Origin of the sequence: Flavobacterium aerium (genome assembly GCF_030766725.1) — a bacterium.
Classification (GTDB): domain Bacteria; phylum Bacteroidota; class Bacteroidia; order Flavobacteriales; family Flavobacteriaceae; genus Flavobacterium; species Flavobacterium aerium.
In genome coordinates this window covers 134,051-148,730 of sequence record NZ_JARQWR010000001.1, presented here as the reverse complement: position 1 = coordinate 148,730, position 14,680 = coordinate 134,051, and the positions used below count along the sequence as shown (strand labels likewise).

The window sequence follows — 14,680 nt, the reverse complement described above, 5'->3', positions numbered from 1 at the left end:
TTTCTGCTAAAAAAATAAAATCGAACAACATAAATACTGAAAATCAAGGTTTTAATCGTCAAATTAATTCACATAATTCTTTTAAAATTTCTGCTATTTCTTCTTTTGAATTATAACAGTGTAAACAAAAACGCAGTCGTTCTTGTCCTATAGGAACAGTCGGAGACAAAATTGCTTTTACATCAAATCCTTTACTTTGAAGTATTGCTGCTGCTGCTCGAACTTTATCATTCCCCGGTAAAATTGCCGATTGTATTGCCGATTTACTCCAGACAAATAGTGGTCTTATAGATAACATATTGATCTCTTGTCGGAATACCAAAATAATATCTTTTAGTTGATGTAAAGACTTATTTTCTTTAGCTTGTAAGTATTGATATCCTATTAAAATTGTAGCGATGGAATGAGGAGATAAACCCGTTGTATAAATAAAGCTTCTAGCAAAATTCACAAGATATTTATTGAGTTTTTCAGAGCCAAGAATAGCTGCTCCATGGCAGCCTAATGCCTTTCCGAAGGTTACAATACGTGCAAAAACACGATCGTGCAAATGTAAAAACTGAACTAAACCTTCTCCTTTATCTCCAAAAACACCTAATGCATGAGCTTCATCAATTACGACAAGTGCTCTATATTTCTCCGCAAGATTAATTAAACCTTCCAGATCAGGCGAATCACCATCCATCGAGAATACTGACTCCGTAACAATATAAATTACTCTATCCACTCCTAAACTAGCCTTACCAAGCTTTTTTTCTAAGTCTTCTAAATCATTATGGGTAAACTTATAGGATTGGGCATTCGAAAGGCGTATTCCATCTCGAATGGAAGCATGGGCATATTCGTCATACAGTACAATATCTCCTTTCTGAGGAACAGAGGAAAAGAAGCCAATATTTGCATCATATCCTGAATTAAAGAGGAGAGCACTTTCCACTTCATGGAATTCAGCAATATACTTTTCCGTTATTGGGTATAATGGATGATTCCCAGATAATAGTCTGGAACCAGTGGCTCCATTTTGAATCATCTTATGATCAATAAGATAGTTGTGTACTAAATTGAATATCGTTTCTGATTGTGAAAATCCCAAATAATCATTGGATGAGAAATCTACTTTTTCAGCTTTTAAAACAGGTAATACTCTTAAAGAATTATTCTCTTCTCTAGCATTTAATTTCTCCAGTAATGATTGTGGAAAGTCCTTCATTTACAATTCTAATCTTAATTAATCCTGAACAATATTAATAAAAAAAAACGCCAAACATAAAGCTTGGCGTTTTTTTCTTGTAACAGAATTATTTTATTCAACTAAAATAATTATTTTATTATCCTTCAATTCTAATGTTCCTGAAGTGATTTCTAAAGTTAAAACTTTGTCATCATCAATATGAGGAATCACAGTAGAATGTAAAGTATCAAATACTTGATGTTCTTTTGTATGGATATGAATTTTAATCGTTCCTTTCCCTAATAAAGAGACAATAGGAGCGTGATTTTCCAACATTTGGAATTCTCCATCCACACCTGGTACAGTAACAGAATCTACTGTAGATTTAAATAAAGCTCCTTCTGGTGATACAATTTCTAAATACATATCTATTGATTAAAAGTTAATAATTGAATTATGCTTCCGCTAACATTTTTTGTCCTGCTTCGATAGCTTCTTCAATAGTTCCTTTTAAGTTGAAGGCAGATTCAGGAAGATGATCTAACTCACCATCCATAATCATATTAAATCCTTTGATTGTATCTTTAATATCTACTAAAACACCTTTAATACCTGTAAATTGCTCTGCTACGTGGAATGGTTGAGATAAGAAACGTTGTACACGACGTGCGCGAGATACCGATAATTTATCTTCTTCACTTAATTCCTCCATACCAAGAATTGCAATAATATCTTGTAGTTGTTTGTATTTTTGTAGAATTTCTTTTACTCTTTGTGCGCAATCGTAATGCTCATCACCTAAAATTTGTGGTGTTAAGATACGTGATGTAGAATCCAATGGATCTACTGCTGGGTAAATACCAAGCTCAGCAATCTTACGAGACAATACTGTTGTTGCATCTAAGTGAGCAAACGTTGTTGCTGGAGCTGGATCGGTTAAATCATCCGCAGGAACGTAAACCGCCTGTACAGATGTGATAGATCCTCTTTTTGTTGAAGTAATACGTTCTTGCATCGCACCCATCTCTGTTGCTAATGTAGGTTGGTAACCTACCGCAGATGGCATACGTCCTAATAACGCTGATACTTCAGAACCTGCTTGTGTAAAACGGAAGATATTATCTACGAAGAATAATACATCTTTCCCTTGCGCTTCTCCAGCACCATCACGGAAATATTCAGCGATAGTTAATCCAGATAGAGCAACACGAGCACGTGCTCCTGGTGGCTCATTCATTTGTCCAAAAACGAAAGTTGCTTTTGAATCTCTCATTAGTTCTTTGTCTACTTTAGACAAGTCCCATCCACCATTCTCCATAGAGTGCATGAATTCGTCACCATATTTAATGATTCCAGATTCTAACATCTCACGAAGTAAATCATTTCCTTCACGTGTTCTCTCTCCTACTCCTGCGAATACAGAAAGACCACCGTGACCTTTTGCAATATTGTTAATCAACTCTTGAATCAATACTGTTTTACCTACTCCAGCACCACCAAATAATCCAATTTTACCACCTTTTGCATAAGGCTCGATCAAATCGATTACTTTAATACCTGTAAATAAAACTTCTGTTGAAGTTGATAAATCTTCGAATTTTGGTGCTTGACGGTGAATTGACATACCATTCGTTCCTGTTTTAGGCAAATCACCTAAACCATCGATAGCATCTCCAATTACGTTAAACAAACGACCATAAACATCTCCTCCAACTGGCATTTGAATTGGATTCCCTGTTCCCACTACTTCTTGACCTCTGCTTAAACCATCAGTTGAGTCCATAGAGATAGTACGAACAGTATTCTCTCCAATGTGAGACTGTACTTCAAGTACTAATAACGAACCATCTTTTTTAGTGATTTCTAGTGAATCATAAATTTTTGGAAGTTCGGCATTTTGTGTATTGAACACTACGTCAACCACTGGACCGATGATCTGTGCAACTTTTCCTATTACTTTAGACATTACTTATGTATTTATTAAACAGCTATTTAAGTCTTTGAAAAATAACCTCTTTTTTCAGAGCGCAAAGATAGTTTTTAAAATGAAAAATTAATAATTTTTTGACGTTTTTTTATTAAAGTATTACAATACTTATGCGTGAATGCCTTTAAACAAAGCATTTATGACTTTTTCACACTAAAAGCTTGAATACGATTTTAAAATTCCGACTCTTTACAAAGTTACACCGAATAAATTCAAAATGAAGCTTTTAAAAACAAAAAGAGCGAGAATATATTCTCGCTCTTTTTTTATTATTTCAAATCTAAATTACTCAACAGTAACTGATTTTGCTAAATTTCTTGGCTGATCCACATTACACCCTCTCATTACCGCAATATGGTACGATAGTAATTGTAATGGAATAGTAGTCAATAATGGTGATAATGCATCTGTAGTTTCAGGGATTTCAATTACGTAATCCGCCAATTCTCTTACTTGCACATCTCCTTTTGTAACTACTGCAATAATTTTTCCGCTTCTTGCTTTAATTTCTTGAATATTACTCACCACTTTATCATAATGTCCTTTTTTAGGAGCAATTACAACTACTGGCATATGTTCATCAATCAACGCAATTGGACCATGCTTCATCTCTGCCGCAGGGTAACCTTCTGCATGGATATATGAAATTTCTTTTAATTTCAATGCTCCTTCTAATGCTACAGGGAAGTTATATCCTCTACCTAAGTACAAGAAGTTTGTTGCATCTTTAAAAACGGCTGCAACTTGTTTTGCCACATCATTTGAAGTTAATGCTTCTTTTACTTTCTCAGGAATCAATTCTAATTCTTGAAGGTATCTATGGAAATCTGGTGTCGATAAAGTTCCTTTTGCTTTTGCCAAACGCAAAGCAATCATAGTCAACACCGTAATTTGTGTTGTAAATGCTTTTGTTGAAGCTACACCAATTTCTGGACCTGCATGAGTATAAGCCCCGGCATGTGTCTCTCTTGAAATTGAAGATCCAACTACATTACATACTCCAAATACAAATGCTCCTTTTTCTTTTGCTAATTTAATAGCGGCCAATGTATCTGCTGTCTCCCCTGACTGAGATATTGCAATCACAACATCTCCTTCATTTATAATAGGATTTCTATATCTAAATTCTGATGCGTATTCAACTTCAACAGGAATTCTTGTAAACTCTTCAAAAACATATTCGGCTACCAAACCGGCATGCCATGATGTTCCACAAGCAACAATCAGTATTCTTTGAGCGTTAACAAATTTCTCAAGATTATCTTCAATACCCGCCATTTGAACAATTCCTTTGTTTACCAAAAGTCTTCCACGGTAAGTATCTTTTATCACATTTGGCTGCTCATAAATTTCTTTAAGCATAAAATGATCATATCCTCCTTTTTCAATCTGCTCCAAGTTCATTTTTAATTCCTGAACATACGGATCAACTAAAGAGTCATCTTTAATCTTTCTAACCTTTAATGTTTTATTCAAGCGAATAACTGCCATTTCTTCATCTTCTAAATACACCGCATTTGGTGTATATTCAATAAATGGAGAAGCATCAGAAGCAATAAAATACTCTCCTTCACCAATTCCGATTGCTAATGGACTTCCTAATCTTGCTACCACAAATTCATTTGGTTTTTTCTTATCAAAAACCACAATTGCGTAAGCTCCTACCACTTGGTTTAAAGCAATCTGAACTGCTTTCCCTAGTTTTAGGTTATCTTTTTTCTGTACATCTTCAATCAAGTTTACCAATACTTCTGTATCTGTATCTGATTTAAAAACATACCCTCTTTTAATTAATTCTTTTTTTAATGGCTCATAATTCTCAATAATACCATTATGAATAATTACTAAGTCACCAGAATTAGATGTATGTGGATGAGAGTTCACATCATTAGGCACACCATGTGTAGCCCAACGCGTATGACCCATACCGATAGTACCATTAGTTGTAATTTCTTTTGCCACACGCTCTTCCAAGTCTGTAACTTTTCCTTTCGTTTTTGACAACTTTAAATCACCACCATCGTATAACACGACACCAGCACTATCATAACCTCTATATTCTAATCGCTTTAATCCTTTTATAATAATAGGATACGCTTCTCTATGACCTATATAACCAACAATTCCACACATACTTTTTACTAATTAGGTTTAGTATAATAAATTTCTAATTTCAACTTTTTACTTTCATTTGCTGGTGTAGTATGATTACTATACATCACTGTACCAAGTGGATTAATAATAGAAACCATCGGCACTCTTTTAATTTGTCCGGCAGGAGTTGTAATTGGATTTTTTATAAATGCATTTGTAATAGTATTAATATTTTCTGTAATCACTAAACCAAGTTTTACGTTTTTCACAGTATCATTACTTATCAAGTGCTTAATATGCTCTGTTAGTCTAACTCTATATTTTATTGTTCTTCCGTTAGTACCTGTTTCTTTCTGAGCTATACCATCAAAAACACCTTTGTTCAACTTTGCGAATTTTGCATTTGTAGAAGCATCTAAATAATAATCCATCAAAGGCTTACTATTTCTTGCATCATACAAATAAACTCTTTGTGGTTCATCCGCACCTGTCATTGCTGTTTTGTCTACATAAAACACCAAATTAGCATCATTAATCAACCATCCTTTTCCTCTAATATCGGCTAATTCCTCAGCACTGAAAAGATCAATGAATGTCGCTGTACCTTCTCCTCCTTTTACATATAATCGCTCACTGTTTGGATCTGCTACCGCAGCAGTATATTCTGGCGTAGGTGTAGTATTCAATAAATTTACTGAATTACCTTTTGTATTCAACACCAACGATTTATCCGAAACTACTCCTTCTTTCGTGATTTTATATTTGATTGTGATTGTTCCTTTTGAGAAATCCATCAAATTCAAGGCTCCTCCATTTGGGTTGGCAGCAGATGCTGAAACCTTGAAGTATAAGCCTCTGAAATAATTTTTAAAAATATTATTATTAACCAACTGCCCTGTAGGTGCATTGAAAATTTTAGTTTTAAAAAATGCCTTATTCAAATCCAACTTCATTCCAGGAACAGTACGTACTGTCTTTCCATCTGAATCTGTAGAAACATATTCTAAAGGACTAAAAACAAATTCTGTATTCTGACTTGGCACATCACTATCATTCAATTTTAAAGCATTATGATTTGCATTAAAATTAGATCCTTGATCCGACTCATTAGAAAAATACTTCTGTGGATCTTGAAACCCTCCTTCTGGATCAAAATCTCTTAAGAAATAAGTTGATTCAAAAATCTCTAAATTAATTTTTGACGAACCATAAATTGAATCTAATTCATACGTATTATCACCTGTAGCAGCTGTCGCCTTTAAAGTTTGAAAATACGGAACATACAATTGAACACTTTCCACAACAACTGTAGCTACATCGCCTCCAAGATCTGGATCTTGAGTCGCTAGTTCCAATTGCGTTACAAAACTTGCAGTTGTTTTCCCAAATGCTGGATTATTGTAAATCCCCAATGCATTCAAAGGAAGGTTGTTCGTTTGAACTGGCCCTAATGATTGATTGTAAGCATTTAAAGTCAATCCTGTGTATTTTTCAAAATTGAAATTATTATCATCAACGATATCACCACCAATAGTATTAAAATCTTTATCACACGAGACAAGGAAAATTACTCCTACAACTAACGCTAATTTCTTTATAAATGAAATTGTATTCATATGTACACTAATAGATAAATTTATTATAGAACTTGATTCTTATAGAAATTAGTATAAGCCTCTGCAAATTTTTCTTTACCTACATAGGGTAAAAATGGTTTTCCTGAAGATTCAATAAATTTCACTAATGATTCAGACAATCCCTCAGAAGCAATAATCACGCCATCTGAATGTTTTACTGTTGCTTTTATTATATTTTCATAATTTGGCACTTCAAGGTCTGCAATTGCATCTCCTGGTATTTCATCAAAAGCTACTTTACTCATCATCTGCGGATCCAAAGTTCCATCAAATGATTGATTGTAAACAGAAGTTACAATTTTAGTATCCGAGAACAAAGCCTCGTCTTTGTAGTAATGTTTTAAATATATCGGTAACATTGCTGCTAACCAACCGTGAACGTGAATAATATCAGGAACCCAGTTTAATTTTTTTACTGTCTCTACTACACCTTTTGCAAAAAATATCGCTCTTTCATCATTATCTGGGTACAAAACACCATCTTCATCTGAAAATGTTGCTTTTCTTTTAAAGTACTCATCATTATCTATAAAATAAACTTGTATTCTTTCTTTAGGTATTGAAGCGACTTTAATAATCAGTGGCATATCTAAATCATTTACCACCAAATTCATCCCAGATAACCTTATTACCTCATGTAACTGATGTCTTCTCTCATTAATATTCCCATATCTTGGCATGAAAATTCTTATCTGTCCCCCTTGATCATTAATCATTTTTGGCACATCATAAGACATTAAAGAAACCTCATTTTCAGCAAGATAGGGTACCACTTCAGATGATACATATAATATCCTCTTATCCTCCATATTGTATTTTAGTTTTACTTATTGTCAACAAAAAACAAGCAAAATTACAAAATTTTATGCAGTTAATAACTAAAATCTTAAGTTTGCATTCAATTTAATAAAATAAGCACATGCTCATTTTCAATAGCCAGGCAGATTTAAAACAACATTTAAATACTGTAGCCTCTCCAAAAACCACAATTGGTTTTGTCCCTACGATGGGCGCTTTACACCAAGGACATCTATCGTTAATTGGACAATCAATCCGTGAGAATCAAATCACTGTGGTAAGTATATTTGTAAATCCGACACAATTTAACAATGCTGAAGATTTAGCAAAATACCCAAGAACACAGGAGCAGGATGTTGCAAAAATAAAAACCTTAAGTGAGGATGTGATTGTATTCACTCCTACTGTAGAAGATATATACCAAGGCAATACTGTTTCACAGCCCTTTGACTTTGACGGACTGGAAAATCAAATGGAAGGTGAACGAAGACCCGGACATTTTGACGGTGTAGGTACTATTGTAAAGCGTCTTTTTGAAATCGTAACTCCAACCAATGCTTATTTTGGAGAAAAAGACTTCCAACAATTGCTGATTGTCAAGAAAATGGTTGAAAAACATCATTTGCCGGTCCATATTATTGGATGTGCTATTTATAGAGAAGAAAGTGGTCTTGCTATGAGTTCTCGTAACGAACGTTTATCAACACATGACCGTAATGAATCTGCTATTATCTATAAAATACTCCAAGAAGCAAAAGAAAAATTTATCACTGAAAGTCCAGAAAACGTAAAAGCATGGGTTACAAAATCTTTTTTACAACATCCTGATTTCACATTAGAATACTTTCAAATTGCTGATGAAAAAACACTTTTACCAATAATACTAAAAGACGAAAAAAAACATTACCGAGCTTTCATTGCTGTTTTTATCAACAACATTCGATTGATCGATAATATTTCATTAAATTAATTACCTTTGCATCATGCAAATTGAAGTTGTAAAATCTAAGATTCACCGTGTGACGGTGACTGGAGCCGATTTAAATTACATCGGAAGTATTACCATTGACGAAGCATTAATGGAAGCTTCCAATATCATTGAGGGTGAAAAAGTTAGTATTGTGAACATCAATAATGGTGAACGCCTAGAAACTTATGCGATAAAAGGAAACCGAAACAGTGGAGAAATCACACTAAACGGACCGGCAGCTCGTAAAGTTCATAAAGGGGACATTGTTATTATTATTTCATACGGAATACTAGATTTTGAAGAAGCAAAATCATTCAAACCTACTTTGGTTTTTCCAAACGAAAAGGACAATACACTGACATAGTCTTTTGAAAAAAAAAATCTCTAAATGGTTATCAATACTGCTCCCTCTTTTGTTGGGCGTATTTTTAATTGTTTATAGTTATCAAAAGTATACTCCTGAGCAGATTGAAGAAATAAAAGGTTTCTTCAAAAATGCCAATTACAATTATATTTATACCTCTTTAGCGATTGGTTTTTGTAGCCATTATTCACGAGCTTACCGATGGAAATATACTTTGGAACATCTTGGATATCATTCTAAGATTTACAATAATTTTATGGCCGTTTGGATTGCTTATTTAATGAATATGACCATTCCAAGATCGGGAGAATTCTTTAGAGCTTTAGTCCTTAAAAAATACGAGAATATCCCTATTGACAAAGGATTTGGAACAATTGTATCCGAACGAATTGTCGATTTCATCTTCCTTGTTTTATTTATTCTTACCGCGCTTATTCTTCAATTTAATACGTTGAAGAACTTTTTATTGGAAAAAATTCCAATTCAAAAACTCAGTATCTTATTAGGACTAGCCGTTGTAGGTTGCATTGCATTTGTTGCAATATTCACCTATTCTAAGGCTAAATTTATCCTTGCGATTAAAGAAAAAATATCAGGATTAATTGAAGGTCTTCTCAGTGTTTTTAAAATGAGAAAAAAATGGCCTTTCATTCTGCATACACTATTCATCTGGAGTACTTATATCGCTATGTTCTATGTTTCTATTTTTGCATTACCTGAAACTAGCGAAATTAGCTTTGGTGTAGTCATTACAGCGTTTGTTGTAGGAAGTTTGGCAATCGCCTTTACAAATGGTGGTTTTGGAGCTTATCCTTTTTTAATTGCGGAGATTCTACTACTTTACAATATCCCTGAAACTGCCGGAACTGCCTTTGGCTGGATTGTATGGACTTCACAAATTGCTATGGTTATTATTTTCGGTGGGCTTTCATTTTTACTTTTGCCTTTACTGAACCCAAGCAAATAATTCCCTATATTGGTGGTCGAATTTTGACTTTCAAAAAGATCAATATACCTAACAAACCCAACCTAAAAACTTACGGTATGAAGAACATTACTTTACTTTTATTTTGTTTATTTTCAATCAGCCTATTTGCACAAAGAAAAACCGAGCCTTTTCAATCGGAAAAATTAAAAGGGAATCGTGACATTACTATTGACCTTCCAAGATCATACTCTAACAATACAGACCGAAAATATCCTTTATTAATTGCATTGGACGGGGAATATTTATTAGATCCTTTTTCTGGCGTAATGAGTTATGCAACCTATTGGGATGATTTACCAGAATTAATCATCGTAGGAATCAGTCAAAATAAAAATGGGGAGCGTATTGCCGACAGCACGGTTGATCCTGCAACGGGTTTACCAGACGAACAAGGAGCTGCTTTTTTTGAATTTATTGGTAGTGAATTAATTCCATTTTTAGAAAAAAAATACAGAGTTGCTCCTTTCAAAATTATCACTGGACATGATATCACAGCTGGTTTTTTAAATTTCTATTTATACAAAGATCAACCTTTATTTAATGCCTACATTTCATTGAGTCCAGATTTTCCTTTGGATATGGAAACTCATATTGCAGAACGTTTGGCACTAATCAAACAACCAATTTATTACTACCAAGCTACTGCTGATGGGGATGTGAAAAAATTCACTAAAAAAATTAAACAATTGGATGAAAGCTTGAAAGTGCTTAAAGTTCCTACTTTGAATTACTCTTTTGACGATTTCAAAGGTGCTTCACATTATTCTTTAGTTTTACAAGCTATTCCAAATGCCTTATATCATATTTTTTCTTCTTATCAACCTATTACCACTACAGAATACCAAGAGAAAATTGCTACTTTAAATGGAAATTACACAGAATATTTAACCAATAAATATGATATTATTGAAAAAGCACTGGGTATTAAAATGCCGATTCGTGTCAATGATTTCAAAGCAATTGAAGCTGCAATACTAAAGAACAAAGCATATCCAGAATTTGAAAAACTGGCTGCAGTTGCAAAGAAAAATTACCCAAAATCAATGCTAGGTGATTACCACATGGCGTTATTTTATGAAAATACAGGTGATTTTAAAAGAGCTGCCAAAGCCTATCAAAATGGTTTTGGAAAAAATGAAATTGGTGATTTAACAAAAGATATGATGCTTGAAAGAGCTGATGCATTAAAAAACAAATCGTAAAAAATGTCGAAGATTAAAACTTCTTTTTTCTGCCAAAATTGTGGCACGCAGTATTCTAAATGGCAAGGACAATGTAATGCTTGTAAAGAATGGAATACTATTGCGGAAGAGATTATACAAAAAGAAGATAAAAAAGATTGGAAAAGCGCAACAACTCCTGATTCAAAAAGGGTAGCCAAGTCTTTAAAAATCAAAGAAATTGATAGTACTGAGGAAATCCGTCTTAACACTGGAGATCAGGAATTAAACCGTGTTTTAGGCGGTGGGATTGTGCCTGGTTCATTGATATTATTAGGTGGTGAACCTGGTATTGGGAAGAGTACTTTATTACTCCAAATCTCACTTAAATTACCGTATAAAACATTGTATGTTTCAGGAGAAGAAAGTCAGAAGCAAATTAAAATGCGCGCTGAACGAATCAATTCTGAAAGCGATAATTGTTATATCCTTACAGAAACAAAAACACAGAATATCTTTAAGCAGATCGAAACGATTGATCCCGATGTGGTGATTATTGATTCCATACAAACTTTACATACCGATTATATTGAATCTTCTGCCGGAAGTATTTCTCAAATTAAGGAATGTACTGCTGAGCTTATAAAATTTGCCAAAGAATCTAATGTTCCCGTAATCTTAATTGGACATATTACCAAAGATGGCACTATTGCTGGTCCAAAAATACTGGAACACATGGTGGATACAGTATTGCAATTTGAAGGAGATCGAAATCATATTTATCGCATTCTACGCTCCTTAAAGAACCGTTTTGGATCTACATCAGAACTAGGTATTTATGAAATGCAAGGCAGTGGTTTACGTGAAGTATCAAATCCATCTGAAATATTAATTTCACACAAAGATGAGGAGTTAAGTGGAACTGCCATTGCAACCACGATGGAAGGAATGCGTCCCTTGATGATTGAAATTCAAGCCTTAGTAAGTACCGCAGTTTACGGAACACCTCAACGAAGTACAACAGGTTATAATGCCAAACGTTTAAATATGATTTTGGCTGTTTTGGAAAAAAGAGCTGGTTTCCGTTTAGGAGCGAAAGACGTTTTCCTTAATGTTACAGGAGGAATTTCTGTAGATGACCCTGCTATCGATTTGGCTGTTGTTGCTGCCATATTATCTTCAAATGAAGATATTCCTGTAGGCAAAGGTTTTTGTTTTGCAGGAGAAATTGGACTTGCAGGAGAAATACGTCCTGTAAACCGAATAGACCAACGTATTCAAGAGGCTGAAAAATTAGGTTTTACAACCATTCTTGTTTCAAAATACAATAAAATTGCACTAAACAAAACATTCATCAACGTACGTCTTGTTGCCAAAATAGAAGATGTAGTTAGTGAATTATTTGGATAAATTATAATTCAAATGAAAAGCTTTGAAGTTATACAACAGTACATTAATAGTTTCTACGAACTTGGAGAAACTATTAATGCTGCTGATTTTCTCCTCGATGAATATCAATTAAGGCATCCCAACTTTAAAGGTTTTGAATTACGCGAAATCGCAAAGCCTGAATTCATCCTGATGACTACTGAAGGTACATTTGGCGAACCACAAATCATTCGTATTCCTGAAAACACATTTGATTTTCCATTAATTTTAATGCTCAACTTATTGGCACATGAAATGATTCACGTGCGTCAAAAAGCAAAAGGTTCGATCGTAGAAGATAAAAATGAACGGGAGTGGCAGGCATATTATGAAATGTTATTCCATACTCAATTCCCTCAGATTCCCGATGTATCTGATTTTCATAAAAAAGCATTTGGTACTAAAGCGCTCGAATATTACCAACGAATGGGCAATGATTCTGTATTACAAATAAAATACCATGACCAGAAACTCCAAGTAGATAACTTATTGGTATCATTGTTATAAAATTTATTCTGAAAAAATGAATCATTATTTAATTCCTGATGACTTCCTGATAGAAACTGACTCTAAAGAGGGAATACATATCCATCATTATCACTCAACGTATGAGTATAAAAAAAACAGGGTTACTTTAAAAACAAATGCATTCAGTTTTCTTTTAAAAGGTTATAAAAACCTGCTTTATAATGGTCATCAATCTGAAAACATAGAGCCTCGTGAATTCATTTTTATGAAATCCGGCAATTATTTGATGTCCGAAAAACTCACTGAAGAAAATGAGTATCACAGTATTTTACTCTTTTTTGATAATCAGTTCTTGGCTTCATTTGTTTTAAAATATGCCCATCATTTTCCCAAAAAAGAAAAATCTAGCACGGTTGTTATTAAGGGTCAAATAGATAATTATATTTCGCATTTCTTAGAATCACTACAATTCATAGAAGCTTCTGATCGTATTGCAAAAACAATTAAACTGGAAGAACTTTTTTTGTATTTAATACAACATCAAAATTTAAATATTAAAGATCTACTGAATGAGCAGAATCAAAATGAACAATTCAAAATACAAGAAGTAATTCACAATAATTGGAGGAGTAATCTTCAGGTTTCCGAATTGGCTTTTTTATGCAATATGAGTATTTCAAGTTTCAAAAGACACTTTGAACACATCTATCACTGTTCTCCTGTCAAATGGATCCAGAAAAAGCGTCTGGAATATGCAGCTGAGCAATTACTACAGTCTTCTAATCGTGCAAATGACATCTATTTAGAGATGGGATATCAAAGCTTATCCAGTTTTATTCAGGCTTTCAAGCAAAACTACGGAATGACTCCTAAACAATATCAAAAACATAATCTGGACGTTTAGCAACACTTTTAGGCCTTTAACGAGTAACTCCAACCTGAAGCTTCCCTTTAACTTTGTTAAAAAATAACAAGGTCATGAAATCAATTTATCTAGTACTTACAAGCTTATTTATTACAATAAGCACTCAAGCTCAAACTTTTACTTTAAAAAGTTCTGATTTACAAGGACAAATAATGTCAAAACAAGTTTTTAATGGTTTTGGTTGTACAGGGGAGAATATTTCCCCTCAACTCTCTTGGGAGCATGCGCCAAAAGGGACAAAAAGTTTTGCCATAATTATGTATGACCCCGATGCTCCTACTGGAAGAGGATGGACACATTGGGTCGTTTTTAATATTCCCGTTACAACAAAGGAACTTAAAACGGGCGCTGGTGACATTACAAAAACACTAACTACAAAAGAGGTTATTCAAAGCATAACAGATTATGGAAGCTATGGTTATGGTGGTCCTTGTCCACCAGAAGGCGATAACTTTCACAAATATGAAATTACGGTTTTTGCTTTGAAGGTAGATCATTTAGAACTCGACAAAAATACAAATGCATCTGTAGTAGGTTATACAATAAATAGTAATACTATTGCAAAATCTACGATAACGGCTTATTTCAAAAGATAAATACATTAAGAGGGCTTCGGCTCTCTTTTTTATTACATAAATTTTGGGTTCTATCACAAAACGTTATTTTTGTATGGATTCAAAATAAAAAGGA

The 14,680-nt window shown here is 33.7% G+C and carries 14 protein-coding genes; 8 read left to right on the top strand and 6 right to left on the bottom strand.

Annotation, left to right across the window (positions count from 1 at the left end; translation table 11 throughout):
• Positions 1-58: 58 nt before the first annotated feature.
• The 6 genes from P6733_RS00680 to P6733_RS00655 all read right to left on the bottom strand — a co-directional run bounded on the left by P6733_RS00680 (position 59) and on the right by P6733_RS00655 (position 7,698).
• The gene (locus P6733_RS00680) at positions 59-1,210 is read right to left on the bottom strand and encodes an aminotransferase class I/II-fold pyridoxal phosphate-dependent enzyme (protein ID WP_306349650.1); all 1,152 of its coding nucleotides are present in this window, start codon (positions 1,208-1,210) and stop codon (positions 59-61) included.
• Between the two features lie 93 nt (positions 1,211-1,303).
• On the bottom strand, positions 1,304-1,597 hold the full coding sequence (locus P6733_RS00675) for a F0F1 ATP synthase subunit epsilon (protein WP_306349649.1): 294 nt from the start codon (positions 1,595-1,597) through the stop codon (positions 1,304-1,306).
• 28 nt (positions 1,598-1,625) lie between these two features.
• Positions 1,626-3,137: a F0F1 ATP synthase subunit beta gene (gene atpD / locus P6733_RS00670; protein ID WP_306349648.1), complete on the bottom strand. Its 1,512-nt coding sequence runs from the start codon at positions 3,135-3,137 to the stop codon at positions 1,626-1,628.
• A gap of 306 nt (positions 3,138-3,443) precedes the next feature.
• The gene (gene glmS / locus P6733_RS00665) at positions 3,444-5,291 is read right to left on the bottom strand and encodes a glutamine--fructose-6-phosphate transaminase (isomerizing) (RefSeq protein WP_306349647.1); all 1,848 of its coding nucleotides are present in this window, start codon (positions 5,289-5,291) and stop codon (positions 3,444-3,446) included.
• An 8-nt stretch (positions 5,292-5,299) separates the two neighbouring features.
• Positions 5,300-6,868, bottom strand: a complete 1,569-nt coding sequence (locus P6733_RS00660; protein WP_306349646.1) for a DUF4270 domain-containing protein — start codon at positions 6,866-6,868, stop codon at positions 5,300-5,302.
• A gap of 23 nt (positions 6,869-6,891) precedes the next feature.
• The gene (locus tag P6733_RS00655; protein ID WP_306349645.1) at positions 6,892-7,698 is read right to left on the bottom strand and encodes a glycogen/starch synthase; all 807 of its coding nucleotides are present in this window, start codon (positions 7,696-7,698) and stop codon (positions 6,892-6,894) included.
• A 110-nt stretch (positions 7,699-7,808) separates the two neighbouring features.
• Here P6733_RS00655 and panC point away from each other — a divergent pair, with 110 nt between their 5' ends.
• From panC to P6733_RS00615, 8 genes are all read left to right on the top strand, one after another.
• Positions 7,809-8,657, top strand: coding sequence for a pantoate--beta-alanine ligase (panC, locus tag P6733_RS00650; RefSeq protein WP_306349644.1), 849 nt, complete (start codon positions 7,809-7,811; stop codon positions 8,655-8,657).
• 13 nt (positions 8,658-8,670) lie between these two features.
• Positions 8,671-9,021, top strand: a complete 351-nt coding sequence (gene panD / locus P6733_RS00645; protein WP_306349643.1) for an aspartate 1-decarboxylase — start codon at positions 8,671-8,673, stop codon at positions 9,019-9,021.
• 4 nt (positions 9,022-9,025) lie between these two features.
• Positions 9,026-9,988 carry a lysylphosphatidylglycerol synthase transmembrane domain-containing protein gene (locus tag P6733_RS00640; RefSeq protein WP_306349642.1) on the top strand — a complete coding sequence of 321 codons (963 nt, stop codon included), beginning with the start codon at positions 9,026-9,028 and terminating at the stop codon, positions 9,986-9,988.
• A gap of 77 nt (positions 9,989-10,065) precedes the next feature.
• Positions 10,066-11,211: an alpha/beta hydrolase gene (locus tag P6733_RS00635; protein ID WP_306349641.1), complete on the top strand. Its 1,146-nt coding sequence runs from the start codon at positions 10,066-10,068 to the stop codon at positions 11,209-11,211.
• Between the two features lie 3 nt (positions 11,212-11,214).
• Positions 11,215-12,579: a DNA repair protein RadA gene (radA, locus tag P6733_RS00630; protein ID WP_306349640.1), complete on the top strand. Its 1,365-nt coding sequence runs from the start codon at positions 11,215-11,217 to the stop codon at positions 12,577-12,579.
• Positions 12,580-12,591: 12 nt separating this feature from the next.
• Positions 12,592-13,104 (top strand): hypothetical protein, encoded by a 513-nt coding sequence (locus tag P6733_RS00625; RefSeq protein ID WP_306349639.1) that lies wholly within the window; start codon positions 12,592-12,594, stop codon positions 13,102-13,104.
• Positions 13,105-13,120: 16 nt separating this feature from the next.
• Entirely contained in the window at positions 13,121-13,969 is an 849-nt protein-coding gene (locus tag P6733_RS00620; RefSeq protein ID WP_306349638.1) for a helix-turn-helix domain-containing protein, read from the top strand.
• Positions 13,970-14,043: 74 nt separating this feature from the next.
• Entirely contained in the window at positions 14,044-14,586 is a 543-nt protein-coding gene (locus P6733_RS00615) for a YbhB/YbcL family Raf kinase inhibitor-like protein (protein ID WP_306349637.1), read from the top strand.
• Positions 14,587-14,680 lie beyond the last annotated feature (94 nt).

Excerpts from the sequence above, each read along its gene's own strand:
- P6733_RS00680 (WP_306349650.1), bottom strand. The coding sequence starts at position 1,210 with ATGAAGGACTTTCCACAATCATTACTGGAGAAATTAAATGCTAGAGAA.
- P6733_RS00675 (WP_306349649.1), bottom strand. The coding sequence starts at position 1,597 with ATGTATTTAGAAATTGTATCACCAGAAGGAGCTTTATTTAAATCTACA.
- atpD (WP_306349648.1), bottom strand. The coding sequence starts at position 3,137 with ATGTCTAAAGTAATAGGAAAAGTTGCACAGATCATCGGTCCAGTGGTT.
- glmS (WP_306349647.1), bottom strand. The coding sequence starts at position 5,291 with ATGTGTGGAATTGTTGGTTATATAGGTCATAGAGAAGCGTATCCTATT.
- P6733_RS00660 (WP_306349646.1), bottom strand. The coding sequence starts at position 6,868 with ATGAATACAATTTCATTTATAAAGAAATTAGCGTTAGTTGTAGGAGTA.
- P6733_RS00655 (WP_306349645.1), bottom strand. The coding sequence starts at position 7,698 with ATGGAGGATAAGAGGATATTATATGTATCATCTGAAGTGGTACCCTAT.
- panC (WP_306349644.1), top strand. The coding sequence starts at position 7,809 with ATGCTCATTTTCAATAGCCAGGCAGATTTAAAACAACATTTAAATACT.
- panD (WP_306349643.1), top strand. The coding sequence starts at position 8,671 with ATGCAAATTGAAGTTGTAAAATCTAAGATTCACCGTGTGACGGTGACT.
- P6733_RS00635 (WP_306349641.1), top strand. The coding sequence starts at position 10,066 with ATGAAGAACATTACTTTACTTTTATTTTGTTTATTTTCAATCAGCCTA.
- radA (WP_306349640.1), top strand. The coding sequence starts at position 11,215 with ATGTCGAAGATTAAAACTTCTTTTTTCTGCCAAAATTGTGGCACGCAG.
- P6733_RS00625 (WP_306349639.1), top strand. The coding sequence starts at position 12,592 with ATGAAAAGCTTTGAAGTTATACAACAGTACATTAATAGTTTCTACGAA.
- P6733_RS00620 (WP_306349638.1), top strand. The coding sequence starts at position 13,121 with ATGAATCATTATTTAATTCCTGATGACTTCCTGATAGAAACTGACTCT.
- P6733_RS00615 (WP_306349637.1), top strand. The coding sequence starts at position 14,044 with ATGAAATCAATTTATCTAGTACTTACAAGCTTATTTATTACAATAAGC.